The sequence below is a fragment of the Pseudarthrobacter oxydans genome, from assembly GCF_034258515.1.
Taxonomy (GTDB): Bacteria; Actinomycetota; Actinomycetes; order Actinomycetales; family Micrococcaceae; genus Arthrobacter.
Genome location: NZ_CP139438.1, coordinates 1265253 through 1292070, shown reverse-complemented (window position 1 = coordinate 1292070; position 26818 = coordinate 1265253). Strand labels below are relative to the sequence as shown.

Genomic DNA, 26818 nt, shown 5'->3' with positions numbered 1-26818 from the left:
TCAGAGGCCCCAGGACCGGTAGACGTCCGGGCGGCGCTCATCCAGGTACGGAACGGCCCGGCGCTCACGGGCGGCGGCGCCAGGATCCACCTCGGCGTAAAGAAGCTGCGGCTCCCCGCCTGCCTCCGCCAGCAGCCCGCCGTCGGGCCCTGCAACAACGCTGCCGCCGAGGAACCTGCACCCGTCCTCCTCCCCGGAGTGGTTGGCGTAGGCGATGGTCAGCTGGCTCTCAAGTGCCCGCGCACGGAGCAGGACCTGCGGGACGTCGTCGAAGCCGTGCGCCAGCGCGGTGGGGACCAGCAGCAGCTCCGCCCCGCCCACAGCCGCGGCCCGCACGGACTCCGGAAATTCGACGTCGTAGCAGATCACCATCGAGGTGGGTATCCCGTTGAAATCCACCACACCGGGCCGTTCCCCGGCGGGGCTGAAGGCCGCCCGCTCGTCGGGGCCGAACAGGTGCACCTTGCCATAGCTGAGCAGGTTGTTGCCCCTTGCGTCCACAAGGGTGGCGCTGATCTGCCAGTCCCCCTGCCCGGAGAGGCGGGGAAGGCTATAGACCAGTGCGATGCCGTTGTCGCGTGCGATCCCGGCCAGCCGTTCCTGGAGCGCCGGCAGGAGGGAAGGCTCCAGTTCCGCGCGCACCCGGCGCGGGGCATAGCCCACGGGGAAGAGCTCAGGGGTGACCAGGACTGCCGCCCCACGGGCAGCAGCATCCCGGGCAGCAGCGGCGATAGTGCGGCAGTTGGCCTCAATGTCGAGGACCGCGGAGTTAGCCTGCAGAACTGCCAGCAGCACTGGCCCACCTTCCATATCCGGGGCCCCCGGGTGGGGCCCTCTGTCCAGAGTAGCGAGGCCTCAGCCGCGCCCCCAGGACTGTTTGCACCCTCCCACACCCGTCCGAGGGCGGATTGACTTACCCGCCCACATAAGGATCAAATCCATCCGATGCGTTAACTTCTTGACTACAAGACTGGGGATAGGGCAATCTTCTTAGCATGTCCGCAATCCCGCGCTCAACGAGGAGCAAGCCCAAGAATCCCGGCTCCCAATCCGCCCTGCGGCAGCTGAACCAACAACGGATCATTGAAACGCTGATGGTCGGCCCCGCCACGCAGGCCGAACTTGCCCGGCAGACAGGCCTCTCCACGGCGACGGTTTCCAACATCGTCAAGATCATGCTGGATTCCGGCCTGGCATCGGCGGAACCCACCACCAGTTCCGGCCGCCGCGCACTGAACGTCCGGCTGAACAGCAACGGTGCCGTGGCCGTAGGCATCGACTTCGGGCGACGGCACCTCCGCGTGGTCCTGGCCTCGCTCAGTTACCACGTGATCGCGGAGGAATCCGTGATGCTTCCCCTTGGCCACCAGGCCGAAGAAGGGGTCCAGGCGGCAATGGCCCTGCTGGAGAAACTGCTGCGGGAAAGCGGTGTCGAACGCACGGCCGTGGTGGGTGCCGGCGTCGGAATTCCCGGTCCCATCGACCGGCGCACCGGGACGGTGGCGCAGGGGGCCATCCTGCCGGAATGGGTGGGCATCAACATCCTCCAATACCTTGAAGAAACGCTAAAAATCCCGGTTTTTGTTGACAACGACGCCAATCTGGGCGCCTGGTCAGAGGTGACCTGGGGGCACCATTCGGGGGTCAGTAACCTGCTGTTCCTCAAGATCGGATCCGGCATCGGTGCCGGACTTATCCTCAACGGCGCCCCCTACTACGGGAACGTGGGAATCACCGGCGAAATTGGCCACGCCACCATCCACGAACAGGGATTGGTGTGCCGCTGCGGCAACCGCGGATGCCTGGAGACCATCGCCTCCACCACCACCATGATCGAACTCCTCAGCCGCGGTGAAGACCGGCCGCTGACGCCCGCGGACATCGTTCGCAAGGCCCTGGCACGGGACTCCGCCACGCTCCGGGTGATCGACGATGCAGGCCTCGCCGTAGGCCGCGCCCTGGGCAACGTGGCCAACCTGATCAACCCGGAAGTGATAGTGGTGGGAGGCCCGCTGGCAGGCCTCGGCGACATTCTCCTGGACCCGATCAGGCGGGGTCTCATCAGGCACGCGGTGCCTGTCATCGGCGAGACCACAACCCTTGCCATGTCCTCCCTGGGGGACCGGGCGGAAGCGCTCGGGGCGGCCGCCCTGGTGTTCCAGCATGCCGGAATCCGCAAGACGTAGACCGTTTCGTTATGCCCGGTTTGCGTTAAAGACTTGACGACAACAGCAGTGATCCAGTTTACTTTTGGATCAGACGGCCCTGCGCTTTGCCGGCCGGACAAAGAAGTCATTGCATTGGAGGGTTAGGGTTCATGACGTCCCAGACCACGCAAACGGAACCGATCATCCTTGAGATGCGGTCCATCACCAAGGAATTCCCCGGCGTTAAAGCGTTGGACAACGTGAGCCTGCGCGTGAAGGCCGGGGAAATCCACGCCATCTGCGGCGAAAACGGCGCCGGCAAATCCACCCTGATGAAGGTCCTCTCCGGCGTCTACCCGTACGGCAGCTACGACGGCGACATCGTCTACCAGGGCCAGGTGCAGCAGTTCCGGGACATCCGGGCCAGCGAACATGCCGGCATCGTGATCATCCACCAGGAACTCGCGCTGATCCCGGAACTGTCCATTATGGAGAACATCTTCCTGGGCAACGAGCCCACCAAGCGCGGCGTCATCGACTGGGCAGAAGCGCGGCTGCGTTCCCTTGACCTGCTGGCCCGCGTGGGCCTGCGGGAGGACCCGGAAACGCCCATCAAGGAAATCGGCGTAGGCAAGCAGCAGCTGGTGGAAATCGCCAAGGCCCTGAACAAGTCCGTGAAGATCCTCATCCTGGACGAACCCACGGCCGCTTTGAACGAGTCTGATTCCCAGCACCTGCTGGACTTGATGCTTGGCCTGAAAGCCAAGGGCATCACCAGCATCATCATTTCCCACAAGCTCAACGAGATCGAGCAGATCGCCGATGAGATCACCATCATCCGCGACGGCAAGTCCATCGAAACGCTGAACGTGAAGGCCGACGGCGTGGACGAGGACCGCATCATCAAAGGCATGGTAGGCCGCGCGCTCGAATCCCGATTCCCGGAACACACGCCCAAAATCGGCGAGGTGTTCTTCGAAGTCAAGAACTGGACCGTTGCACATCCCAATGTGCAGGACCGGCTGGTCTGCAAGAACTCAAGCTTCTTCGTCCGCCGCGGCGAGATCGTGGGGTTCGCCGGCCTGATGGGCGCGGGCCGCACCGAACTCGCCCGCTCCGTTTTCGGCCGTTCCTACGGCCGCTTCGTCTCCGGACATATCTATATGCACGGCAAGGAAGTGGCCCTCAAGAGCGTCCACCAAGCCATTGAAGCAGGCCTGGGCTACGTCACCGAAGACCGCAAGTCGCTGGGACTGAACCTGCTGGACGACATCAAGACGACTACGGTGTCAGCGAACCTGGAGAAGATCAGCAAACGCAGCGTTGTGGACACAAACAAGGAGTTTGCGGTCGCCGAGGAGTACCGGAAGTCCTTGCGGACAAAGGCCCCTTCGGTCCAGGAAGGGGTAGCCAAACTCTCCGGCGGGAACCAGCAGAAGGTGGTCCTCGCCAAGTGGATGTTCACGGACCCGGAACTGCTGATCTTGGATGAACCCACCCGCGGCATCGACGTTGGCGCCAAGTACGAGATCTACGGCATCATCCAGCAGCTGGCCAACCAGGGCAAAGGAGTCATCGTGATCTCCTCGGAACTCCCGGAACTCCTGGGCCTCTCGGACCGCATCTACACCATTTTTGAGGGCTCCATAACAGGCGTGCTCAACAAAGAGGAAGCAAGCCAGGAGAGCCTGATGAAACTGATGACTTCCGCCCGAAAAGCCGCCTAACCCTCTGGAGCCTTCCAGAACCTTCCAGATACGAGGACCGAAAAAAATGAACGCGCTCAAGAAACTCTTCGGTGGCGACACCCGCCAATTTGGGATGATCTTTGCCTTGGTGGCTCTGATAGTTCTTTTCCAGTGGCTTACAGGCGGCATTACCCTCACCCCGGGCAACGTCATCAACCTCTTCAACGGAAACTCCTACATCCTGATCCTGGCCATCGGCATGGTGCTGGTCATCATCGCTGGCCACATCGACCTGTCCGTGGGCTCGGTGGCGGCGTTCGTAGGCATGGTGGTGGCCATCGCCATGCGCGACTGGAGCATTCCCTGGTACCTGGCCATCCTGCTGGGGCTGGGCCTTGGCGCCGCAATTGGGGCTTGGCATGGCTGGTGGACCGCCTATGTCGGCATTCCGGCGTTCATCGTTACCCTTGCGGGCATGCTGATCTTCCGCGGTGCGCAGCAGTTTGTTGGCCAGTCCAATTCGATTCCTGTTCCCAGGGAGTTCCAGTACATCGGGGCCGGCTATCTTCCCGAAGTTGGGCCGGATACAGGGTTCAATAACCTCACACTGCTCCTCGGGCTTGCCGCTGTTGCGTTCGTTGTGTTCAGCGAAGTTCGGCGCCGCCGTACTGCCAAGGCACTCGGAGCGGTGGTCTCGGAAACGTGGGTCAGCGTCCTCAGGCTCGTCCTGATCTGCGGTGCCATCCTTTACGCAACATATTTGTTCGCCACCGGCCGCCCGGGGACCTCTTTCCCGGTTCCGGGCCTCATCCTCGCCGTCATGGTGTTGATCTACGGCTTCATCTCCTCCAAGACCGTGGTTGGTCGGCACGTCTACGCCGTAGGCGGCAACCGCCACGCGGCAGAGCTCTCCGGCGTGAAGTCGAAGAAGATCAACTTCCTGGTCATGATGAACATGTCCATCATTGCCGGGCTGGCCGGCATGATCTTCGTTGCCCGGTCAACCTCTGCAGGCCCCTCGGACGGTACAGGCTGGGAACTTGACGCCATCGCGGCTGTGTTTATCGGCGGCGCGGCAGTGACCGGCGGCGTGGGCACCGTCATCGGATCCATCGTCGGAGGCCTGGTGATGGCCGTGCTGAACAACGGCCTGCAACTTCTGAGCGTGGGCGCCGACTGGCAGTCCATGATCAAGGGCCTGGTGCTGCTGGTGGCTGTGGCTATCGACGTCTACAACAAGTCCCAGGGCCGGGCATCAATCATCGGCTTGATGATGAAGAACTTCAGCCGGCCGTCCAGCGGAACACCGCTGCAGCCGGACGAAGTCACCTCCACCAGAGAAACCATTTCCAGGGAAGCCTGAGCATTTCAGCTTCCTAACCAATACCCCAAAAAGAAAGTGGACACAGAAATGCGAATGTTTGGCAAAGCAGGAAAAGCAGCAGCAGTTGCTGCGATCGCAGCACTGGCGCTGACGGGCTGCGGACGTTCCGAACCATCCACCTCAGGCGGTTCGACCGGCGGAACCGGCGGCTTCGCTCAGGACTCCGCGATCGGCGTCGCACTTCCCAAGAAGACCAGCGAGAACTGGGTCCTGGCGGAAAAGCTGTTCAACGATGGGCTGACCAGTGCCGGTTTCAAGCCCACGGTACAGTTCGCCAACAACGGTGTGGCCGAGCAGCAAAACCAGATCAGTGCCATGATCGCCAAGGGCGCCAAGGTGGTCATTGTGGGCGCCCTTGATGGCTCGCAGTTGGGCACCCAGCTCCAGCAGGCCAAGGATGCCGGCGCCACCATCATCGCCTACGACCGCCTGTTGCTGAACACCGAAAACGTGGACTACTACGTGGCCTACGACAACTTCAAGGTGGGCGAGCTCCAGGGCCAGGCCCTGCTGGAAGGCATGAAGGCCAAGAAGCCCTCGGGCCCGTACAACATTGAGCTCCTGGCAGGTTCGCCCGATGATGCCAATGCGAAGGTCTTCTTCGACGGCGCCATGAGCGTCCTGAAGCCCAAGATCGACGACGGCACCCTTAAGGTGCTCTCCGGCCAGACCACCTTCGAAAAAGCCGTAACCCAGGACTGGAAGGCCGAAAACGCCCAGCGGCGCATGGACACCCTGCTCACGGGCAGCTACAGCAGCGCGTCCCTGGACGGCGTCCTCTCCCCGAATGACACCTTGGCCCGCGCAGTCCTGACCGCCGTCAAGGGCGCCGGCAAGCCGCTTCCGGTGGTGACCGGACAGGACTCCGAGGTTGAATCCGTCAAGTCCATCATGGCCGGCGAGCAGTACTCCACGATCAACAAGGACACCCGCAAGCTCGTTGAACACGCCATCACCATGGTGAAGGACCTCCAGGCAGGCAAGACGCCTGAGATCAACGACAAGGACTCCTACAAGAACGGCGTCAAGACCGTTCCCGCATACCTGCTGGAACCGGTCATCGTCACGGCCGCCAACGTGAAGAGCGCCTACGTCGGCGATCCGGTCCTGGAACCGATCACCAAGTAAGCAACCTTTTTGCAGGAAAGCCCGGCCTCCACACATTGGAGGCCGGGCTTTCCTGTGCCACAAGGGATACGGCTTCGTGGCACGCTCATAACAGCCGCTGACGGAGGAGCCAGTGCGCAGCCGGAGTGCCGTGCCCGCCACCCGCGAACCCCTTATCACTTTCCGCAGGTCATAGCGGATCCCTCCAGCACTGCAATGAGAGGATGGGCACCATGAGTGCGCCCATCGCGAAGCCGTGGTTGTTCAGCCAGCCAGACCAGGATCCCCGTTCCGCCACCGGAGCCCCCCTCCGCTGGGGAATCATCGCCACCGGCGGCATTGCCCGCTCCGTGTCCCAGGACCTGGCCTTGCTCGCAGATGCCGAACTGTATGCCGTCAGCTCGAGGGCCCAGGACACGGCCGACGCCTTTGCGGTTGCATATGACTTCGCGAAGGCCTACGGCGAGGACGGCGGTGTGCCCGGATACCAGCGGCTGCTCGCAGATGAGGAGGTGGACGTTGTCTACGTGGCGACGCCCCACGCGCAGCACTACGAAATGGTGCTTGCGGCGCTTAACGCCGGTAAGCACGTTCTGTGCGAAAAAGCCTTCACCATCAACGCCCGCGAGGCAGCCGAACTCATCGACCTCGCCCGAAGCCGCAAGCTTTTCCTCATGGAGGCTGTCTGGAGCCGCTTCCTGCCGAGCATGCAGCGGGCCTTTGAGATCGCAGCGTCCGGAGAGCTCGGCGAAGTCCACTGGGTAACCGCGGACCTTGGCTTTCCGGCCCCCTACTCCCCCACATCCAGGCTGTGGGCAAGGCAGGACGGAGGCGGAGCGCTGCTGGACATTACGGTTTATCCGCTGCTCTGGGCCCTGGGCACCCTCGGTTTTCCGCAGATGGTGAGCGCCACCGGCTTCATTAACGGCGACGGCGTGGATGCCCAGAACGCCCTGACGCTGGGTTACAACCACGGAGCGCAGGTGCAGCTTACGTCCTCACTGTTGGCCCACGGTCCCCGGACCGCCACAGTTGCGGGCAGCCTCGGCTTCCTCCAGAGCGTGGGCTCCATCAATAACCCCGGGGAACTGACGGTGTCCACAGGTTGGGACGAGCGCCGGACCGAAGCTTTTGATGTGGTGGGCCGAGGGTACGCATACGAACTGCGTGAAGTAACCCGCTGCATCCAGCAGGGCTTGACCGAGAGCCCGGTCATGCCACTGGAGGACACGTTGAACACCATGCGGCTCTTTGACGGGGTCCGCGCGCAGCTCGGCGTCAGCTATCCAAATGACCGGCACTGACCAGCGCACACCGGGAACCCTTTGATCGCCGCGTCAACTCTGTGACCGGGCCGCGACCGTCTGTGATTCCTTCGACCTGAGGTTTTCGATTTTGTCGAGTTGTTTTAGCAGCCCCTAGACTTCCTGCAACATTCGGTCTTAGGCTATAGCCACTCGAATGCAATCAGTACTGGGGGTGGTACGCATGGCTGGTGATCGCTCGCCGTTGCGTGCCCTTCGGCCGGTGTTCCTTGCCGGTGCTGCCGCCCTCACGTGGCTGACGTTTTCGGCATCCACGGCTTCGGCCGATACCCTTTCGGACGCAACTACGCTGTTGGGGGGCGTCACCGGTTCAGTCTCGTCGGTGACGGAAAAGCTGCCTGTTGCTCCCGCACCCGCCACGCCCAAACCTGAGCCGGTTTCCTCACCGGGGCTGCTGACGCCCCTCGTGGGAGACGCCTCGGGCCTTGCAGACCAGCTGGTTTACTCGGTACCCGTTGTAAACCATGTGGTGCCGGCCGAGGCGGTATCGGTCATCTCCGTTCCTATTGCTCAGGCAGCCGACGCCGCGGCGGCGGAAGTGACGGAGGCAGTAATTTCACCTGTCGCCGAGGCGCTGCCGGTGCTTGATCCTGTGCTGCAGCCTGTTTTGGACTTGGTAACAGGCTCGGCACCGCTGGCCGTTGAGCTTCCCGACCTGCCCCTCGTGAGCGGCGACGGGGAAAGTCCCGCCAGCGCCGGAACTGTCCCGGCAGGCGTCGAAGCTGCCTCCACGGCGCCTACGTCGGCCATTCCGTTTGTTGAGGCTGCTTCTGCTACTGGTGTTGCGCCTGTTGGTGGGGTTGCCCTTGCTTCTTCAGCGTCGTGGACGTCTGTTGACCGCCCCGATTCTGCCCAGGATCAGCCGACGGCGGACCCCTCGCCCGCCCCTTCCCAGGCTCCGGCCGTACCCGCTTCGGGCACGGGAAGCAGCGCGGCCTCCGCGGGATCGTACGGTGCGGCGGCCTGGTTAAGCGCCTTCAATTTTGACACTTCAGCGCCCGGCGCCATCCGCGCCGCGGATATTTCTGATCACGCTCCTGCACCGGTGTCCTTCGACCCCGGTTCCCGTCCTGACTAGTTGAGATCCGTCTGCCCTCTCGAGGCAGAACACGGACAACGCGGGTTGCTGTCCAAGCAGCCCGACACCTCAACTTCTTTCAGGAGACATCATCATGAGTGCGAACCTTCGCAGGGGGCTGCTTGGCACCCTCTTCGCCGGCGGGCTATTAGCCCTCGGCTGCACCGCGGCGAACGCCGCGGACACCACCAGCGGATCGGATCTCTCCGCATCCGCCCTTATCTCGGCGGCGGCCGCTGATTCGGCGTCGTTGGACCTGCTGGGTGGCCCAACGCCGTCCGATTCAACGGCCGTCGCCGCGGTCGTGGACGCGGCAGTCAACCTTGGAACGGTCACCGGAACCGACAACGGCACCACAACCGATCTCACTGCGGCAGCCGCCGTCGACCTTGGCACCGGCACCAACGGCACCGGCACAACCACCACCGATGTGGTTGTCGCCGCGGACGCAAGCCTGGGACTCGGAAACACCGCAACGGCCGACTCAACCACCGCGGACGTGGCCCTCGCCGCCGACGCAGCCCTCGGCCTCGGAACAGTCCCCGAAACCGGCAACGGCACCGCAGCCCTCACCGCGGCAGCCGCCGTTAACCTCGGCACCGGCACCACCGGCACGGATACGGCCGCAACCGATCTGGCCGTCGCTGCGGATGCCGTCGTCGTCCTCGGCACCGGCACAACCACTGCCGACGCGGCCCTCGCCGCAGAAGCAAGCCTGGGACTCGGAAACACCGCAACGGCCGACTCAACCACCGCGGACGTGGCCCTCGCCGCCGACGCAGCCCTCGGCCTCGGAACAGTCACCGAAACCGGCAACGGCTCCGCGGACCTCACCGCGGCAGCCGCCGTCAGCCTCGGCCTCGGCACCACCGGCACGGATACGGCCGCAACCGATCTGGCCGTCGCTGCGGATGCCCTCGTCGACCTCGGCACCGGCACCAACGGCTCCGGCACAACCACTGCTGACGCGGTTGTGGCCGCAGACGCGGCCCTCGGCCTCGGAAACACCGCACCCGTCGACTCAACCACCGCGGATGTGGCCCTCGCCGCAGAAGCAGTCCTGGGCCTTGGAACAGTCACCGAAACCGGCAACGGCTCCGCGGACCTCACCGCTGCAGCCGCCGTCAGCCTCGGCCTCGGCACCACCGGCACGGATACGGCCGCTGCCGATCTGGCCGTCGCTGCGGATGCCCTCGTCGACCTCGGCACCGGCAACACCGGCACCACCGGCGGGCTCGCCGCCGCCATTGACGCAGCCGTAGACCTCGGCCTTGGCGGCAACAGCACTGAAGGCACCAGCGGTGGCCTCGACACCGTAGTGGATGCCGTCGTCGGCCTTGGCACCGGCACCAACGGCACCACCGGCGGAGCTGATGTCGTCATCGGCCTCGGCATCGACCTTGGACTGGGCGGTGGCAGCACCCCCGGAACTGACAACCCGGGCACCGTAGATCCCGGGACCGACGGCAACACCGGAGGCGCCGGCACCATAGACCCCGGCACCAGCACCCCCTCCACGGACACGGGCACGGGTACGGGTACGGGTACGGGTACGGACAACGGAACCGGTGCCGGCACCTCCAACACCGATGGTTTCCCGGCAGCCCCTGCTGCCGGCTCCACGGCAGTTGGCGGCGCCATCGCCGTCGACGCCGCAGCGGGCAGCACCGGCCTCCGCAGCGTCCCGGCCCAGGGCAGCGCCGCCGCCCTGGCCAAGACGGGCGTGGACACCTCACTGGTCCCCCTCGCCCTGCTGCTCCTCGTGGCAGGACTCCTGATGTTCCGTAAGCGGAAAGTGTCCTGACCTGAACGCACTGACGGTGCCTGCGCCACGCGCCTGAAGCGGCAGCAGCGAGCAGGCTGAGGGAAAGGAGGTGCGACAGGAAAGAACGCAAGACCTTACACAACATGTCTTCAGCACACATGTCCTTGTGACCGATGGTCCGGCAGCGAAAGGCTCGTCTTTCGCTGCCGGGCCGTCGGTGTGCCCTGCCGTGAAGCACGGCATTATCCCCGGCTGAACCAGCGCGCCCGTATAATTTGACGTACGAGAGTGCCGCAGCGCACCGGGAGGAACGGGACATGGTGGCGGAATCGCCTAGCTCCATCAAGAATGAAGTGGTTGGCGGACGTTATCGGTTGGGTGAGGTTATTGGCCGCGGCGGTATGTCATCGGTTTACTGTGCCCGGGACGAAAATCTGGGCCGGGACGTAGCACTCAAGCTCTTCGCACCGCAGGCCCCCGACGCCGACGAACTGAAACGCCAGGAAGCAGAAATCCGGCTTCTTGCCACACTGAACCACCCGGGACTGGTGACACTTTTCGACGCCGGGATCGATACCCGGATACCGGACGAACCGCGCCCGTTCCTGACCATGGAACTCGTGGAAGGCCAGGACCTCAGAAGCCGGATCCGGCACAGCACGGTTCCCCTTGATGAGTTGGCCGTCATCGGCGCGGGGATCGCCGACGCACTGGCCTACGTCCACGGACTCGGCATCATCCACCGGGACATCAAGCCCGGCAACATCCTGCTGGTTCAGATACGTCCCGGCGAACCCCTGCGACCAAAGCTCACCGACTTCGGCATCGCACGGATTGTTGATTCAACCCGGCTGACCGCCACGGGAACCATGGTGGGCACCGCTGCCTACCTCAGTCCCGAGCAGGCACTGGGCCAGCCCCTTGCGCCGTCGACGGACATCTATTCGCTGGGCCTGGTGCTGCTCGAATGCATCAAGGGAACCGTGGAGTATCCTGGCAGCGCGGTGGAATCTGCCGTTGCACGGCTTCACCGCGCACCGGAAATTCCCGAGGACCTGCCATCAGAATGGGCTGACCTCATCCGGTCCATGACCGCCATAGAACCGCTTGAACGGCCGCATGCCGCGGACATCGAAACTGCCCTGCGGCAGGCCTTGGTTTCGCCCGCGTCAACGCCCGGGGAAATTGCGCCCGAAACCACGCGGGTACTGCCTGCCATGCCATTCCGCCCTCCCTCCATTACCGCCGAGGAATCGGTGGAGGAGATTCTGGAGGCCGCAGGGCCCGGTGCTGCCGGGGACCGGGAACGGGCCGGGGCAATGGACGCCCTGAACCGGGACCGCGAGAAAGGCATAAAGCCCAGGACCAAGCGGTTCTGGCTGGCAGCCATCCTTGGCCTTGTGGTGATTGTGGCCGCTATAGCGGCAGGGATCTTGACCTTGTCCACTCAGTCCACACCCGACGTCGTGCCCTATCCCACGGTGACCGGGGTCCTCGGCGAGCATCTGGAGCAACTCCAGAAGAGCGTGGAGCCGTGACGTTTCCTTCGGACCGCGGACGCCAGTCTGTGCTGGGATTTTCCGCGGTCCTGCTGGCTGCCGGACTGCTGAGCGGCTGCGGCACAGCGGATACGGGGCTTCAGCGTTCAGCCGCACGGCAACTGCAGGCCCGCGTGCTTGAAGTGACGCAGGCTTCGTCGCAGGACAACCCCGCCGCCGCACTGAAGGCACTCGAGGGGCTCGAGGCTGAGTTGGAAGCGGCACAGACCGGGGGCCGGATTTCGGCAGAACGGCGCCGGAGCATCACCACGATCGCCGCGGCCGTCCGGGCAGACCTTAATGATGCCGTTGCGGCGGCTGCAGCAGACAAGGCAGCGGCAGAGGAGCAGGCCGCCAAGGAAACACAGGCCGCCGAGACCCGAGCGCCCGCCGTCGAAACTCCTGCACCGGCTCCTGTACCCGAAACCAGCACCGGCAAGAAGGACAACGAGGGCAAGGGAAAGGGAAACGGCTGACGCGGAGGGTACCTGGCGCTGCCCGAGGACAACGGCTCAAGCCGCTCCGTGGGCGGCAGCGGCACCCGGCAGCGCCGCGGCCTTACCGGTGATCTGGTTCAGGACCGCGGCGAGCGCGGCCCAGGTACTGTTGCCGCGCCGGGTACGGGCGTAGGCGCGCACGCGGACATCCGGGGAACTCAGCGGAACAAGGGCGACGCCGGCCCGCGGTTCCCGGTCGGCAGGCAGCAGCCCCACGCCCATCCCGGCCAGGATGAGGTCCTCAACCAGCTCGAGGCTGTCGGCCTGATGCCTCACCCGCGGCTCAAAGTCCCCCATCGATGCGAGCAGCCGGAGGACTTCCTCGTCCGCCCTGTTCCGTGAGTTGCCGATCCAGTCGCGGTCCCGGAAGGCCGCTAGGACCTCCGGAGCGGTGCCGGCAACGGGTGCCGCTGCCTCGGGGACGCCGAGGCTCCAGGGTGTGCTCCACAAGTGGATGGAATCGAAGGCGGCGCCGGTGCTGTCCGGGGCAAGGTTGTAGTCGTACGTCAAAGCCAGATCCACTGAATCGGCAGCAAGCAGCGCCAGGGCTTCGGCGGGCTCGTGCTCCCGGACTTCGAGTTTGACGCCAGGGTGGGTGACGGCGAGCTCCCCGACGATGGGCATCAGGATCTTACGGACAGCCGTGACGAAGCCGGCAACCCGGACTGTTCCGGCTGGCTCGGCACCCGGGTCGAGCTCGGCAGTGGCCGCATCCACCGCCGCCAGGATGGTCACCGCGTGACCGGCGAGCCGCCGCCCGGCAGGGGTGAGGCGCACGCGCCGGCCGGCGGGTTCGAGCAGCGCGGTGCCGGTTTCCCGCGCCAGCGCCGCGATCTGCTGGGAGACGGTCGACGTCGTCGTGCCCAGTGAGTCTGCCACGTTCCGCATGGAGCCCTGCCGGGCCAGTTCAAGCAGGACTTCCAAGCGACGCGTCTCCATACAGTTATTGTCCATATTTTATGGACAATATGTGAAGAATTATCATGTGGACGTAGACGTTTTACGTACGGTCTACTGGCTCCATGCCATTTTCACAACAACACTTCAACGGCGTGCGCTCCGGAACAGCAATGGCCGGCGCCGCCATGTGCTGCGTCCAGCTGGGCCTGGCCGCTTCAGTCGGCCTGTCCGACCGCCTCGGCTCCGACGGCGTGGCGTGGCTGCGCCTCATCTGGGCCGCTCTGATTCTGGTGGCCTTCACCCGACCGTGGCGCTCCCGGTTCAGCCGGCGGGGCCTGGTCACGTGCATCCTGCTCGGCCTGGTGACGGCGGGCATGACGCTGATGTACATGGCCGCCGCCGTCCGGATTCCGCTGGGCACCGCCACCGCCCTGGAGTTCCTGGGTCCCCTCTCCGTCGCAGTCATCCGCGGACGCAAGGCGGGACGCTGGTGGGCGCTTGTTGCCGCTGCCGGCGTGGCCGCCCTGACCGAACCGTGGCACGGCGGGACAGATCCCGCCGGTGTCCTCTTTGCCTTGGGCGCCGCCGCATGCTGGGCAGGCTATATCCTCCTGACCCAGCGGGCCGGTGATGAAGTCAACGGCCTCCAGGCACTGGCAGTTTCCATGCCGGTGGCCGCAGTGGCAACCACGCTGCTTGTCGGGCCGGCTCCACTGGCGCATCTTGACTGGCAGCTGCTCCTGGTGGGAGCAGGCCTGGCCCTGCTGATGCCGGTGATCCCCTTCAGCCTCGAACTGCTCGCCCTGCGCCGCCTGAAGGCCTCCGCATTCGGAACACTGATGAGCCTGGAGCCGGCCATCGCCGTGGTGATTGGATTCCTGGTCCTGGGCCAGCTGCCCGGGCCGGCCGCCTTCCTGGGCATCGGGCTGGTCGTCGCGGCAGGCATCGGGGTGACGCTTCAGGCCGGCAGGGAAAGGCCGGCGGACATTGGAGTGATGGACGACGGCGGGCCGGTAGCGGCGAAGGGGGCGGCGTCCCGCTCCTGACCAAGGGACGCAAAGGGACGGCGTCCCGGAAGTTGAACATTTCAACTCCGGGGCGCCGCCCCTTTCGTAGTGCTGGTTCCAGGTGGGCTAGCTCAGCGTGGCGAGAACCTTGTTGAGCGTGGCGGACGGACGCATCACGGCCGAAACCTTGGCCTCGTCCGGGTGGTAGTAGCCGCCGATGTCCACCGGCGAGCCCTGGACCTCGGCCAGTTCGCCAACAATCGTTTCCTCCTTCGAGGAAAGCTCTCCGGCGATGGAGCTGAAGGAGGCGGCCAGGTCGGCGTCGTCCGTCTGCTTGGCCAGTTCCTCGGCCCAGTAGCGGGCCAGGAAGTAGTGGCTGCCGCGGTTGTCCAGCTCGCCGGCACGGCGGCTGGGCGACTTGTTCTCCAGCAGGAAGGTTCCGGTGGCGCGGTCCAGTGTGTCGGCCAGGACCTGGGCGCGCTTGTTGTCCGTGGTGGTGGCCAGGTGCTCGAAGCTGACGGCCAGGGCCAGGAACTCACCCAGGCTGTCCCACCGGAGGTGGTTTTCCTTGAGCAGCTGCTGGACGTGCTTCGGGGCGGAGCCGCCGGCGCCGGTTTCGAAGAGCCCGCCGCCGTTCATCAGCGGAACAACGGAGAGCATCTTGGCGCTGGTGCCCAGCTCCAGGATGGGGAACAGGTCCGTGAGGTAGTCGCGCAGGACGTTGCCGGACACCGAGATGGTGTCCTCGCCCTTGCGGATGCGCTCCAGGGTGAAGGCGATGGCCTTGACCGGGGACATGATCTGGATGTCCAGGCCCTCGGTGTCGTGCTCCTTAAGGTACTCGTTGACCTTGGCGATGAGGTTGGCGTCGTGGGCACGCTCTTCGTCCAGCCAGAACACGGCGGGGGTCTGGGAGGCGCGGGCGCGGGTGACGGCCAGCTTGACCCAGTCGCGGATGGGCAGGTCCTTCGTCTGGCAGGCGCGCCAGATGTCGCCTTCGGAAACCTGGTGCTCAATCAGGACGTTTCCGGAACCGTCAACGATCTGGACGGTGCCGGCTTCCTGGATTTCGAAGGTCTTGTCGTGGCTGCCGTATTCCTCGGCGGCCTGTGCCATGAGGCCCACGTTCGGGACGGTGCCCATGGTGGTGGGGTCGTAGGCGCCGTTGGCGCGGCAGTCATCGATGACCACCTGGTAGATGCCGGCGTAGGAGCTGTCCGGCAGGACGGCCAGGGTGTCAGCTTCCTTGCCGTCCGGGCCCCACATGTGGCCGGAGCTGCGGATCATGGCGGGCATGGAGGCGTCCACGATGACGTCGCTGGGGACGTTCAGGGTGGTGATTCCCTTGTCCGAGTCCACCATGGCCAGGGCGGGGCCCTCTTCGAGACCCTTCTTGATGAGGGCCTGCACGCCTTCGCGGACGTCCTCTGGCAGGTCCTCGAGGCTGCTCAGAATGGCGGCCAGGCCGTTGTTGGGGCTGATGCCGGCGGCGGAGAGCTGCTTGCCGTAGGTCTCGAAGAGTTCGGAGAAGTAGGCCTTGACCACGTGGCCGAAGATGATGGGGTCCGAAACCTTCATCATGGTGGCCTTGAGGTGGGCGGAGAACAGCACGCCCTCTTCCTTGGCGCGGGCAACCTGTGCCTTCAGGAATTCGTCCAGGGCGGCGGCGCGCATCACGGTGCCGTCGATGACCTCTCCGGCCAGGACCGGGAATGCCTTCTTCAGGACCTTCACGGAGCCGTCTTCCCGCACGAGCTGGATGGCGATGGTGCCCTCGGACCCGATGACAACCGACTTCTCGTTGGAGCGGAAGTCGTCCTGGCCCATGGTGGCCACATTGGTCTTGGAATCCGGGGTCCAGGCGCCCATGGAGTGCGGGTTCTGGCGGGCGTAGTTCTTGACGGACAGCGGTGCGCGGCGGTCCGAGTTGCCTTCGCGCAGGACCGGGTTCACGGCGGAGCCCTTGATCTTGTCGTAGCGCGAGCGGATGGCCGTTTCCTCGTCCGAGGACGGGTTGTCCGGGTAGTCCGGAAGGGCGTAGCCCTGGCCCTGCAGTTCGGCGATGGCTGCCTTCAGCTGCGGGATGGAGGCGCTGATGTTGGGCAGCTTGATGATGTTGGCTTCCGGCGTCTTCGCCAGCTCGCCGAGTTCAGCAAGGGCGTCACCGATCTGCTGCTCGGGGGTCAGGTAGTCACCGAAGACGGCGATGATGCGGCCGGCGAGCGAAATGTCGCGGGTCTCCACCTCCACACCTGCTGTCGAGGCGAACGCCTCGATGATGGGCAGGAACGAATAGGTAGCCAGCATCGGCGCTTCGTCGGTGTGGGTGTAGATAATCTTGGACATGCGCGGGCGTCTCCCTGTGGGTCGGCTTGGTTGTGAAAAATTCGGTCTATTTCACCATGTACAACTTACCCGAGCGCGCGAATTTCAACCCTACCGGAGCCCCTGCGTTACCCTCACGGTGAGCAGGATTACAGCGATGGAGAACCTACGACGCCGGGACGCACCAAGGGACCGGCCGCCGTCGCGCATTTCATGCCGCACCTGTCCGCCGCTGCGGGCGGCGGCCATACGTGATACGTCACTACTATTTACAAACTTGTCATGTAGCGATAAATTCGCAGGGTCACTCTGGGGCCTTCGGGGCCTTTCCACGTTCAGACAGGACAACAATGACACGCACCAGGTCCCTTGCTTCCGGCCTCCTGAGCCTCTCTGCTGCCGCCGTTCTGGCACTTACCTCTGCTGGCGGGGCCACCGCTGCACCGACCGCAACCGAGGATAACAAGAATCCCTCCGTGACCAGTGCGATCCTTGATACCAGAGGCGTGGCAGATTACTGGACGGCTGACCGGATGCGCAGCGCGGTCCCCGGAGATGTCCTGGCCGGCAAGGCCCTGGAACGGGGCAACCGGTCAAGCACCGACGTTGTGGAGAAGGGCAAGGACACCACGGTCAAGGCCACCAAGGGCAAACCCACCATCGCCCAGAGTGAGGCGCCGGTAAAACACATCGGCAAGGTCTTCTTCAGCATGGGCGGCTCCAACTACGTCTGCTCGGGCAATGCCGTTTCGTCGGGGAACAACAGCACCGTGGCCACCGCCGGCCACTGCGTGAATGAGGGGCCGGGCGCGAACGCCACCAACTTCATCTTTGTTCCTGCGTATGAGAACGGCGCGGCACCCTACGGCAAATGGACTGCCAAGGCCCTCTACTCCCCCACTGCGTGGAGCCGGGACGGGAACATGGCCTACGACACGGGCTTCGCCGTCATGAGCCCCTTGAACGGCAAGACCCTTACTGCCGTGGTGGGCGGGTCCGGCGTTGCCTTCAACCAGGCGTACGGCCTCACTTATAAGTCCTTCGGCTACCCGGCGGCAGCCCCCTTCAACGGCGAGACCCTCAAGAGCTGCACCGGCACGGCAACACGAGATACCATCAACCCCCAGTTTGAAACCCAGGGAATCCGCTGCGACATGACCGGCGGTTCCTCCGGCGGGCCCTGGTTCATCGGCACTAGCTCCGATGGCATACAGAACTCCATCAACAGCTACGGCTACAACCGCTCCGCCGTCATGTACGGCCCGTACTGGGGCTCCGTCATCCAGGCCACCTATAACAGTGCAGCGAAATCCTAAGGACATTCCCGGCCGCGATTCCGTCAGCCACGTCGAGCTGAACCAGACTCACGAGGAGGTCCTCGAGTACTGGACAGAGGAACGGATGGCGGAAGCCAATCCCCGGGAGCTGCGGCTTCCGGGAGAGGGTCCGCGTCTCAAGCAGGGGGACGCGGACACCGGTAAACCGGAGTCCGGGCCTTCTGACTGACAAAGCAAGAAGCTAACGACGGCGCCCGTCCCCTTCGCGGGGCGGGCGCCCTCGTCGTTAACTCATCGACTGCTCCGTAGGTGTCGTATTCACCCGGCAAAACGACACCTACGGAGCACTCGATTGGGGATCAGTGGAAGAAGTGCCGGGCGCCGGTGAAGTACATGGTGATCCCTGCGGCGTTGGCCGCCGCGATGACTTCCTCGTCCCGGACGGAACCGCCGGGCTGGACCACGGCGCGGACGCCGGCGTCGATCAGGATCTGCAGGCCATCAGCGAACGGGAAGAACGCGTCGGAAGCTGCAACGGCGCCGCGGGCACGCTGGGGTGCGCCGGCACCGCCGGTGTTGGTGGCACCCCCGGGTGCGTCGCTCCCGCCGGCACTGCCGGACTCCACCTCCACGCCCAGCGTGTTGGCCCGCTCCACGGCCAGGCGGCAGGAGTCCAGGCGGTTGACCTGGCCCATGCCGATACCGACGGCGGCGCCGTTCGAGGCGAGCAGGATGGCGTTGGACTTGGCGGCGCGGCAGGCCGTCCAGGCGAACGCAAGGTCCGCAAGGGTTTTCTCATCGGCGGCGTCACCGGCGGCGAGGGTCCAGTTGGCCGGGTTGTCGCCCTCGGCGTCCACCTTGTCGCTGACCTGGACCAGCATGCCGCCGGAGACCTGGCGGAACTCCGTGGGGTAGCGGCCGTAGCCTTCCGGCAGGGTAAGCAGCCGGATGTTCTTCTTCTTGGACAAAATTTCCACAGCTTCGGGTTCGAAGCCCGGAGCGATGACGACCTCGGTGAAGATGTCCTTGACGGTGTTGGCCATTCCAGCGGTGATGGTGCGGTTGGCCGCGATCACGCCGCCGAACGCGGAAACCGGATCACAGGCGTGGGCCTTGGCATGGGCGTCGGCGATGGGGTCGGCGGCATCTGCGGAACCGACGGCCACGCCGCACGGGTTGGCGTGCTTGATGATGGCTACGGCCGGTTCGCTGAAGTCGTAGGCGGCGCGGAGGGCGGCGTCGGCGTCAACGAAGTTGTTGTAGCTCATGGCCTTGCCGTGCAGCTGGTCGGCCTGGGCGATGCCCACGGGCGCGGCCTTGTCCACGTACAGGGCAGCCTGCTGGTGCGGGTTCTCGCCGTAGCGCAGCACCTCGGAGCGCTCCAGCGAAAGGCCGGCGTAGGCGGGCCAGTCGATGACGCCGTCGCCGTCCTCGTCCAGGAACTGGCTCGCCGTCCAGGTGGCCACGGCGTTGTCGTAGGACGCGGTGTGGGCGAACGCCTTGGCGGCCAGCCGCCGTCGCGTCTTCAGGTCAAAGCCGCCTTCAGCGGCCGCTGTGACCACCTGGCCGTAGAAGGACGGGTCCACCACAATGGCGACGGCGGCATGGTTCTTCGCAGCAGAGCGCACCATGGCGGGGCCGCCGATGTCGATCTGTTCGACGACGTCGTCCTGGGCCGCGCCGGACTTCACGGTCTCCACGAACGGGTAGAGGTTCACCACCACCAGGTCGAAGGGCTCGATCTCCATCCGGGTGAGCGTGTCCATGTGGGCTGCCACGCGGCGGTCAGCCAGGATGCCGCCGTGGACGCGCGGATGCAGCGTCTTGACCCGGCCGTCCAGCATCTCCGGGGAGCCGGTGACCTCCTCGACCTCCTGGACGGGAATGCCCGCCGCGGCGATCTTCTTGGCGGTGGACCCGGTGGATACAAGCTTGACTCCCGCTGCGTGCAGGCCCTGGGCGAGCTCCTCCAGACCGGTCTTGTCGTAAACCGAGATCAGCGCCCGGCGGATGGGAACACGGTCGATGGATACGCGCTCATGCTGCGTGAAGCTCACAAATGTCTCCGTCTTATCTCGCGGAACAACGCCGCGGTTGGTGGGGATAGGGCCCAGTTTATCCCGAAGCGGAGGTTGCCCCGCGAGTCGGGCTGAGTGTGAACGCCGGTGCGCCCGGCTAGAGTTTTCCCAGGAGGCTGCGATGAATACTTACACCACTGTGCCGAGCGGCGAACAGGTGGTCCAGGAACTGCCCTGGCGATGGAAAGTCCAGGGCAGGATCTTTCTGATCGGCGGCCTCGGCTTCATGTTCGATGCGTGGGACGTGACGCTGAACGGCATCCTGATCCCGTTGCTCTCAACGCACTGGGCCCTCACCCCGGGTGAAGTGGCATGGGTGGGCACATCGAACCTGATTGGCATGGCCCTGGGCGCGTTCGTGTGGGGCACCATCGCTGACACGATCGGGCGCAAGAAAGCCTTCACGGCCACGCTGCTGATCTTTTCGCTCTTTACCGTGCTTGGCGCGTTCTCCCCCGACTTCATCTGGTTCTGCGTGTTCCGGTTCATGGCCGGTTTCGGCCTGGGCGGCTGCATCCCCGTGGACTATGCCCTGGTGGGTGAGTTCACTCCCCGCAAGCAACGCGGGCGCGTCCTGACGGCCATGGACGGCTGGTGGCCGGTGGGCGCAGCCCTGGCGGGCTTCGTCTCCGCCGCACTGGTAGCCGCTTTCGGCGACTGGCGGCTGACCATGCTGGTGATGGTCCTGCCTGCCCTGTTGGTGTTCTGGGTCCGGCGCAGCGTGCCGGAGTCCCCGCTGTTCCTGATCCGTAAAGGCAGGCGGGAAGAAGCAGCCAACGTCATCGACGGCCTGGTGGCCGCGACCGGAGCGGAGGCCCGCGCCTACAGCCTGCCCGATGCCCAGGAGGTGCCACGGTTGTCGGCCGGCAGCGCCTGGCATCAGCTGCGCCTCGTGTGGCAGTACAACTGGAAGATCACGGCCGCGGCCTGGTCCCTGTTCTTCAGCATCCTGCTGGTGTACTACCTGTCCCTGACGTGGATGCCGCGGATCCTCATCGGCGCCGGCTTTGCCGAGTACAAGGCGTTTGTCACCACGGCGTCCATGGCGGCGGTGGGGCTTTTGGGCGTGATCGTGGCGGCCCTGCTGGTGGAGCGGGTTGGCCGCAAGTGGATCCTGGCAATCACCGGTCCGCTGTCCGCATTGACCCTGGTGATCGTGGCGATCGTGGTGGACATCCCCACGGCGGCCGTGTTCTGGCTGCTGGTGTTCGGGTTCGTGGTTCAGGTGGCCATTCCGGTGCTCTACGCCTACGTTTCCGAGCTCTACCCCACGGAACTGCGCGGCACCGGCTTCGGCTGGGCATCCACATTTTCACGGCTGGGCGCCGGGTTCGGGCCGTTGATCTTCGCAAACTACTTCTGGCCCGAACTGGGCCTGGCCACGAGCTTCGCTTTGGCCGGCGGGCTGGTGCTGCTGGCCGTGCTCTGGATGGCGTTCTTCTCCCCCGAGACCAAACAGCGCCGCCTCGAATAACGCCCCCGCCTCCCAACTAGGTAGCGCCAAGTGTCGTTTTGAGCCCTCGTAACGACACTTGGCGCTACCTAGTTTTCCTTCTTGGGGTACCAGCCCCGGCTCAGGAGTGCTGAACGGATTTTGGCCGTCGCCGGCCGGGCATCCCTCTCCATGTGCCGCTTCGAAATCCTCACCAGAATCCAGCCTGCCCGGACGAAGTCCTCCTCGCGGGTGATGTCCCTGATGATTTGGCCGGCCTCGGAGTGCCCGTCGCCGTCGTATTCCACCGCCACCTTCTGTTCCGGATAACCCAGGTCAGGTTGGCGAACGACGCCGGCTCCCAGTTCCGTGGGCAGGTTCAGCAGAGGCTCGGGCAGGCCCGCGTCCTCGAGCGCCAGCCGCAGCCTGGTCTCAGGGGCCGAGTCAGATCCCACCCGTGCACGCTCAAGGGCAACCCGCGCCTTCCTTATGCCCGGTGTTCCCTTGTGCCGGTCAAGCATGTCCTCGAGGGCCTCCCGGTTGCATAGGGCTCGGACCTGCCCTCGAAGCCGGTCCGCGGAATGCGAAGCAAGTGGTCTGCAACCACGGTCAGCTCCTCGATGCTCATCTTGCGGGCGCAATCCAACCATGTCCTCACCCGGGAAGTGACCAGCAGTCCGGCAAGATTTTCGATCTCGTCCGCAAAGAACTGCCCGCGGTGTCCCTTCACACCGGGCCGACGCATGATGGCAACGGTGTCAGGTCGCGAGATGTGCAGCAATGGCTCATCACTGCCCGGGAGGAAGCCTGGAAATTCCCAAAGGAGAAAGGCCGAGGCGTGCGAAGCGGCGGCAAACTCAGTGACCAAAGTATAGGGACGGATGCGGGGGGCGAGGCGTGATGCATCGTCCCCGTCCGGCACCCGGACTCCCCGGCTTGGCCAGAGCAAACCAGGGTGGCGTAGGCGTCGGCGGCTGATTCCGGCGTCGACCGCTTCCTGGAAAGTAAAAGGGAGGGACGCCAACTGGTCGGGTAATTGACTCGGTACCTTCATCCGCCCATCGTGGCAGGCGGGGCGGGATGCCGCAGAGGTTATCCACAGGCCCGCCCGCCCATGCCCAACTAGGTAGCGCTAAGTGTCGTTATGAGCCCTCATAACGACACTTAGCGCTACCTAGTTGGGTGGGGAGGAGGGGTCAGGGCGGCCGCGGCCAGGGCGGCCAGGGTGGACACCAGGAGCCGGCGTTCCACCACCTTGATGCGTTCGTGCAGGGTCTCCTCCGTGTCCGATTCCTCGATGGCCACGGCTTCCTGCGCAATGATGGGGCCGGTGTCCACGCCGGCGTCGGCCCAGTGCACCGTGCAGCCGGTGACCTTCACGCCGTAGGCCAGCGCGTCCCGCACGCCATGGGCACCCGGGAAGGCGGGGAGCAACGCGGGGTGCGTGTTGAGGTACCTGCCGTTAAAAGCTTCGATGAACTCCGGGCTGACGATCCGCATGAACCCCGAGGAGACCACCACGTCCGGCTCAAACCCTGCCACGGCCTCCGTCAACGCCGCGTTCCAGTGCGCCCGGTCCGGGTACGCCTTGAAGTCCACCACAAACGTGGGAATGCCGGCGGCGGCGGACCGTTCCACCCCGTACGTGCCCGGGCGGTCGGCCCCCACGGCAGCGATTTCCACGTCCAGATCCCCTGCCTTGACTGCGTCGATGACGGCCTGGAGGTTGGACCCGGTACCGGAGACGAGGACTACGATGCGCATGGCTCTAGCTTATGGGCAGGCTCGCGTAGGCTGGAAAACATGAACACCACACCGGGACCGGCTGGGCAGCAGCGGGCCAAACCGCGGCTCAGCGAGGCGGCCAAGGCCTCGCTCGCGAAGACCCACACCCTGTTCCGGATGTTCGTCGTCTCGGTGCTGGGCTCCTTCTTCGTCTACCAGCTGGACGTCACTTACCTGTGGCTGACGGGCGTCCTGACGGCCGCCAGCATCACGTTGGGAATCGTCCTGCTGGTGCGGGCGGCGCGCTTGAAGGAATCGAAACTGGTCCTGGTGGGCACCATCTCCGGCCTGGTGGTGTCCGCAATCATGGTGCTGCTGATCCTTGTCACGGCGGTGTTCTTCGACGAAGTCCGCGAATACCAGGCATGTGTTGGCCGTGCGCTCACGGACAAGGCCCAGTCCGCATGCCGGATCCAGCTGCAGGATTCGCTGCCCCGGCAGATTCCCTAGCCGGGCCACGAGCGGCGGCAGCCTAGGAAACCAGCTCCTCTTCCCGTTCCTTTGCGGCGTGCTCACGTTCCAGCCACGGTCCGGCGGCGTAACCGATGACGACGCCGGCCCCCACCTCCGCGGCCAGCCAGACTCCCGTCCAGAACGGGTCCGGCCCGATGTCCGTCAGGCGTCCAATTCCGGCTGACCCGCGGGCCAGCCAGGCCAGCCCGAAAGCCAGCAGCCCGGCGGCCACTCCGGTCAGCACCCCGAGCACCAGGGTGGAAAGGCTGGCCGTGAACCAGCGCGCACGGATCTTGATGGCCAGCCACTCGTCAAAATGGTTTTCACCCTCCCGCAGGAACCACCAGCCGGCCAGGACCCCGGCCAGCACCGGGACGATCAGGGCCACGAAGGCGTAGTCCAGGGGCCCGGAGGGAATGGCGGCCAGCACCGGGATGGAAGGCAGCGGTCCGACGGCAGTCCCCAGCGGGCCCACCTGGGAACCGGCGCCCATGGCAAAGCCTGCCCCGGATGTCCAGGCCAGGGCAAAGACCGCGAGGTTGGGCAGGAACCCAAGCTGCGCGATGGTCAGGGCGGCACCGCCGACTGCACCGGCGTCGAGCGCTTCATAGACGGCGACCACCAGGTTCCAGTGAATAAACAGGTCAACGGCCAGCAGCACCGCCGCCAGGGCAAGCGCCGAAACAGCTGCGACGAACCCTGCCTTCGCGGCGGAACCGAGGTAGGAGCCGGCCCACCGCGAATGCTGGCTGGTGCGGGAGATCCAGTCCACTGCGTCGACGCCGATCAGCCGGCTCCAGGAACCGGCCTCGCGCCGCGCGCCGACCACCATGCCGAGCGCATAGGGAACAAGGGGTATGAACATGGCATGCCAGGGATTGATGGCGACGTCGGGCGTGCGGCAGACGAAGCCGGTGGCTGTGCCGAAGGCGGCGTAGACAACCCATGAACCGAGCAGGGCCTGCCAAAGCTGGTCCGTGTAGGAGGCGCGGGCCAGGCGCCGGCCGGCCCGCCAGGCAAGCAGGAACGGCAGCAGGGTCAGGCCCAACGGGATGAGCGAAAGGACCCCGGAGTTCCCGTTGGCCGCGGCGTTCGGACCCGCGGCAGTGAGTCCCAGCGGCACACCGTGGACCAGCAGCCAGGACTGCCCGGCCAGTCGGGCCAGGACATCGAAGGCACTGTCATGGAAACCGGCGGTTGCCCAGACGGCGATGATCGGGGCGATCACAACCAGTGCCGAAATGACGGCTGCCTGTGCCGTTTCAAGGGCACCCTGCAGCCACAAGGGCATGGGAAGGCCACGGTCTCCGGTCTGGTCAGCACGCAGTTTCATCGTGCCCCATGGTGTCACGGCCAGCCCGCCCGGGCCGGGAACGACAGGCTCAACCGCCTGATCATGAGGAAACTTCAGGTGCGCCCGCACCGGCGCTTTTCAGAGGCGTCCGCCGTAAGATTTAACTGTCCACAACGAGTGGATTGGAGGAGAAAATGACTACCGCATCCCCACATGCACACGGCGTTCACTTTGGCCGGGCAGACGTCCAAAACGCGGGCATGGGAGTGGGAATTGTTTTGATGCTGGTGGGTATCCTGGGGTTCATCCCCGGCGTCACCACCCAATACAGCGAACTGTTGTTCCTCGGACCGGCGTCACACGCCATGTTCCTTGGACTGTTCCAAGTATCCATGCTGCTTAACATCGTGCAGCTGGCCATCGGCGCTACCGGCTGGGCAATGTCCCGCACCGAACATGGGGCACGGAACTTCCTCCTGGGAGCAGGCGCACTGTACATGGTCCTTGCCGTCTACGGCCTGATTGTCGGCGTGGATTCAGCGGCGAACTTCCTCTCGCTGAACATGCTGGACAACTGGACCCACCTGGCACTGGGCGCAGTGATGATTGTTGCCGGCTGGCTGTTCTCGAGGAACCAGGCCGGCAGGACATAACCCGGAATCCGTAAGCCGGGAAACAGGAGCCGCGAATGAAAGAAGAACCTAAGTTCTGACGATATTCGTCCTACTGGCTGGTGCAGTCGCCGCCCTGAGCGGGGGCTGCACCAGCGTTTTAACCAGGTCGGCATGCAGAAACGACGCCGGGAGCCCCCAAGGAGGACTCCCGGCGTCGTTCGCTGTGCTGTTGCCTCGTCGCCGGTCCGTTCAGCGGCGCTTCAGCCTCCGCACTGCCTCGCTAGCGGCGCCCGTCCCGGTCGACACCGTCAGCGTCGATGTGCTCCTTGCGGACTTCCTCATTGACCGTCACGTCGTCGTGGACAACGTCCTTGTCGAGGCGGACCCGCTCGACGGGAACGGCTTCCTTCTGCACCACGGGGCGTTCCTCATGCAGGACCACCTCATGCTCTTCCTCGCTGATGTCCGGTCCGCTGAGGGCCGAACCCCTGTTGGCATCTGTGATGGGCTCGCGTTCAAGCCGGACTTCTTCACGCTGCACGGGAACGGTCTTGGTGACGTTTTCCGTGGTGACGTATTTCCGCAGCCGTGCCCGGCCCGTGGTTTCCCGCTCGGTCCCGACGTGGAGCCGCTCCTCGGAGCGCGTCATGGCGTCATCCGTGGTGGGGCCTGAGGTGTCGTGGCCCACGGTGCCCCGGTCAGCGCGGCGGTCCGAATCGATACCTGCCGTGGGAGTGCCTGCGTTCAGGTCGGCGTCGCCCTGCAGGTCCACATCGTCTTGGGACTCGGAGTAGGTCCGGGCGCCGCGCTCATAGTATGTGTAGAGCCGGTCCTCTTCCTCGGGGGTGAGGTGGCCGTCCACGTCCACCCGCGGGGCGTCCTTGACGTGCTCCTTGCTGTAGGGCACCACCAGGTCGTCGCCCTGGCTGTGCGCACCCTCGACGGGCACGAAGGACTGGGAGGTGCCAAAAAGGCCGGTCTTGGCGGTGACCCAGGTGGGCTCGCCGGTGTCGTCGTCCGCATAAAGCTGGCCGATGGAGCCGATCTTCTCGCCATCGGAGCCGATAACGTTGCCGCCCTTGGTGAGCAGGTTCTCAATGTTTTCCCGGTTGAGCATGACGTCT

General features: G+C 65.0%; 23 protein-coding genes. 15 read left to right on the top strand and 8 right to left on the bottom strand.

Features of this window, described 5'->3' with window-relative positions:
- Positions 1-795 (bottom strand): carbon-nitrogen hydrolase family protein, encoded by a 795-nt coding sequence (locus SMD14_RS05915; protein WP_321215695.1) that lies wholly within the window; start codon positions 793-795, stop codon positions 1-3.
- Positions 796-995: 200 nt separating this feature from the next.
- Here SMD14_RS05915 and SMD14_RS05910 point away from each other — a divergent pair, with 200 nt between their 5' ends.
- The 9 genes from SMD14_RS05910 (at position 996) to SMD14_RS05870 (ending at position 12508) form a co-directional block, all read left to right on the top strand.
- Positions 996-2186, top strand: coding sequence for an ROK family transcriptional regulator (locus SMD14_RS05910; RefSeq protein ID WP_157238769.1), 1191 nt, complete (start codon positions 996-998; stop codon positions 2184-2186).
- Between the two features lie 131 nt (positions 2187-2317).
- On the top strand, positions 2318-3874 hold the full coding sequence (gene mmsA / locus SMD14_RS05905; RefSeq protein ID WP_321215694.1) for a multiple monosaccharide ABC transporter ATP-binding protein: 1557 nt from the start codon (positions 2318-2320) through the stop codon (positions 3872-3874).
- Positions 3875-3920: 46 nt separating this feature from the next.
- The gene (mmsB, locus tag SMD14_RS05900) at positions 3921-5198 is read left to right on the top strand and encodes a multiple monosaccharide ABC transporter permease (protein ID WP_321215693.1); all 1278 of its coding nucleotides are present in this window, start codon (positions 3921-3923) and stop codon (positions 5196-5198) included.
- Positions 5199-5246: 48 nt separating this feature from the next.
- A complete protein-coding gene (locus SMD14_RS05895) occupies positions 5247-6347 on the top strand; it encodes a sugar-binding protein (protein ID WP_321215692.1) in 1101 nt (366 codons plus the stop codon).
- A 212-nt stretch (positions 6348-6559) separates the two neighbouring features.
- A complete protein-coding gene (locus SMD14_RS05890; protein ID WP_321215691.1) occupies positions 6560-7630 on the top strand; it encodes a Gfo/Idh/MocA family oxidoreductase in 1071 nt (356 codons plus the stop codon).
- A 184-nt stretch (positions 7631-7814) separates the two neighbouring features.
- Positions 7815-8729, top strand: coding sequence for a hypothetical protein (locus SMD14_RS05885; RefSeq protein WP_321215690.1), 915 nt, complete (start codon positions 7815-7817; stop codon positions 8727-8729).
- Between the two features lie 94 nt (positions 8730-8823).
- Complete coding sequence (locus SMD14_RS05880; RefSeq protein WP_321215689.1) at positions 8824-10533, top strand: hypothetical protein; 1710 nt, start codon at positions 8824-8826, stop codon at positions 10531-10533.
- Between the two features lie 278 nt (positions 10534-10811).
- Complete coding sequence (locus SMD14_RS05875; protein ID WP_321215688.1) at positions 10812-12032, top strand: serine/threonine-protein kinase; 1221 nt, start codon at positions 10812-10814, stop codon at positions 12030-12032.
- On the top strand, positions 12029-12508 hold the full coding sequence (locus SMD14_RS05870; RefSeq protein ID WP_321215687.1) for an FIMAH domain-containing protein: 480 nt from the start codon (positions 12029-12031) through the stop codon (positions 12506-12508). Before SMD14_RS05875 ends, SMD14_RS05870 begins: the two co-directional genes overlap by 4 nt.
- Before the next feature lie 36 nt (positions 12509-12544).
- Here the strand turns inward: SMD14_RS05870 and SMD14_RS05865 are convergent, their stop codons facing one another.
- On the bottom strand, positions 12545-13468 hold the full coding sequence (locus SMD14_RS05865; RefSeq protein ID WP_321215686.1) for a LysR family transcriptional regulator: 924 nt from the start codon (positions 13466-13468) through the stop codon (positions 12545-12547).
- 83 nt (positions 13469-13551) lie between these two features.
- On the opposite strand from SMD14_RS05865, the gene SMD14_RS05860 reads away from it, so the two are divergent.
- Positions 13552-14475, top strand: coding sequence for an EamA family transporter (locus tag SMD14_RS05860; protein ID WP_321215685.1), 924 nt, complete (start codon positions 13552-13554; stop codon positions 14473-14475).
- 87 nt (positions 14476-14562) lie between these two features.
- Here the strand turns inward: SMD14_RS05860 and SMD14_RS05855 are convergent, their stop codons facing one another.
- A complete protein-coding gene (locus SMD14_RS05855; RefSeq protein WP_321215684.1) occupies positions 14563-16782 on the bottom strand; it encodes an NADP-dependent isocitrate dehydrogenase in 2220 nt (739 codons plus the stop codon).
- Positions 16783-17111: 329 nt separating this feature from the next.
- Between SMD14_RS05855 and SMD14_RS05850 the strand changes: the two genes are divergently transcribed.
- The gene (locus tag SMD14_RS05850; RefSeq protein WP_321215683.1) at positions 17112-18077 is read left to right on the top strand and encodes a hypothetical protein; all 966 of its coding nucleotides are present in this window, start codon (positions 17112-17114) and stop codon (positions 18075-18077) included.
- Positions 18061-18267: a hypothetical protein gene (locus SMD14_RS05845; protein WP_321215682.1), complete on the top strand. Its 207-nt coding sequence runs from the start codon at positions 18061-18063 to the stop codon at positions 18265-18267. Before SMD14_RS05850 ends, SMD14_RS05845 begins: the two co-directional genes overlap by 17 nt.
- Positions 18268-18397: 130 nt before the next feature.
- Here SMD14_RS05845 and purH read toward each other — a convergent pair whose 3' ends face one another.
- Entirely contained in the window at positions 18398-20095 is a 1698-nt protein-coding gene (purH, locus tag SMD14_RS05840) for a bifunctional phosphoribosylaminoimidazolecarboxamide formyltransferase/IMP cyclohydrolase (RefSeq protein ID WP_321215681.1), read from the bottom strand.
- 142 nt (positions 20096-20237) lie between these two features.
- On the opposite strand from purH, the gene SMD14_RS05835 reads away from it, so the two are divergent.
- Positions 20238-21590: an MFS transporter gene (locus SMD14_RS05835; RefSeq protein ID WP_157238782.1), complete on the top strand. Its 1353-nt coding sequence runs from the start codon at positions 20238-20240 to the stop codon at positions 21588-21590.
- A 68-nt stretch (positions 21591-21658) separates the two neighbouring features.
- Here the strand turns inward: SMD14_RS05835 and SMD14_RS05830 are convergent, their stop codons facing one another.
- Both SMD14_RS05830 and purN read right to left on the bottom strand, forming a co-directional pair.
- Complete coding sequence (locus SMD14_RS05830) at positions 21659-22003, bottom strand: hypothetical protein (RefSeq protein ID WP_321215680.1); 345 nt, start codon at positions 22001-22003, stop codon at positions 21659-21661.
- 715 nt (positions 22004-22718) lie between these two features.
- Positions 22719-23312: a phosphoribosylglycinamide formyltransferase gene (purN, locus tag SMD14_RS05825; RefSeq protein ID WP_321215679.1), complete on the bottom strand. Its 594-nt coding sequence runs from the start codon at positions 23310-23312 to the stop codon at positions 22719-22721.
- A gap of 39 nt (positions 23313-23351) precedes the next feature.
- On the opposite strand from purN, the gene SMD14_RS05820 reads away from it, so the two are divergent.
- Positions 23352-23783, top strand: a complete 432-nt coding sequence (locus SMD14_RS05820; protein ID WP_321215678.1) for a hypothetical protein — start codon at positions 23352-23354, stop codon at positions 23781-23783.
- A 22-nt stretch (positions 23784-23805) separates the two neighbouring features.
- Here the strand turns inward: SMD14_RS05820 and SMD14_RS05815 are convergent, their stop codons facing one another.
- On the bottom strand, positions 23806-25119 hold the full coding sequence (locus SMD14_RS05815; RefSeq protein WP_321215677.1) for a DUF6350 family protein: 1314 nt from the start codon (positions 25117-25119) through the stop codon (positions 23806-23808).
- A 155-nt stretch (positions 25120-25274) separates the two neighbouring features.
- Here SMD14_RS05815 and SMD14_RS05810 point away from each other — a divergent pair, with 155 nt between their 5' ends.
- The gene (locus SMD14_RS05810) at positions 25275-25733 is read left to right on the top strand and encodes a DUF4383 domain-containing protein (RefSeq protein WP_321215676.1); all 459 of its coding nucleotides are present in this window, start codon (positions 25275-25277) and stop codon (positions 25731-25733) included.
- A gap of 241 nt (positions 25734-25974) precedes the next feature.
- Here SMD14_RS05810 and SMD14_RS05805 read toward each other — a convergent pair whose 3' ends face one another.
- Positions 25975-26811 carry a PRC and DUF2382 domain-containing protein gene (locus SMD14_RS05805; protein ID WP_321215675.1) on the bottom strand — a complete coding sequence of 279 codons (837 nt, stop codon included), beginning with the start codon at positions 26809-26811 and terminating at the stop codon, positions 25975-25977.
- Positions 26812-26818 lie beyond the last annotated feature (7 nt).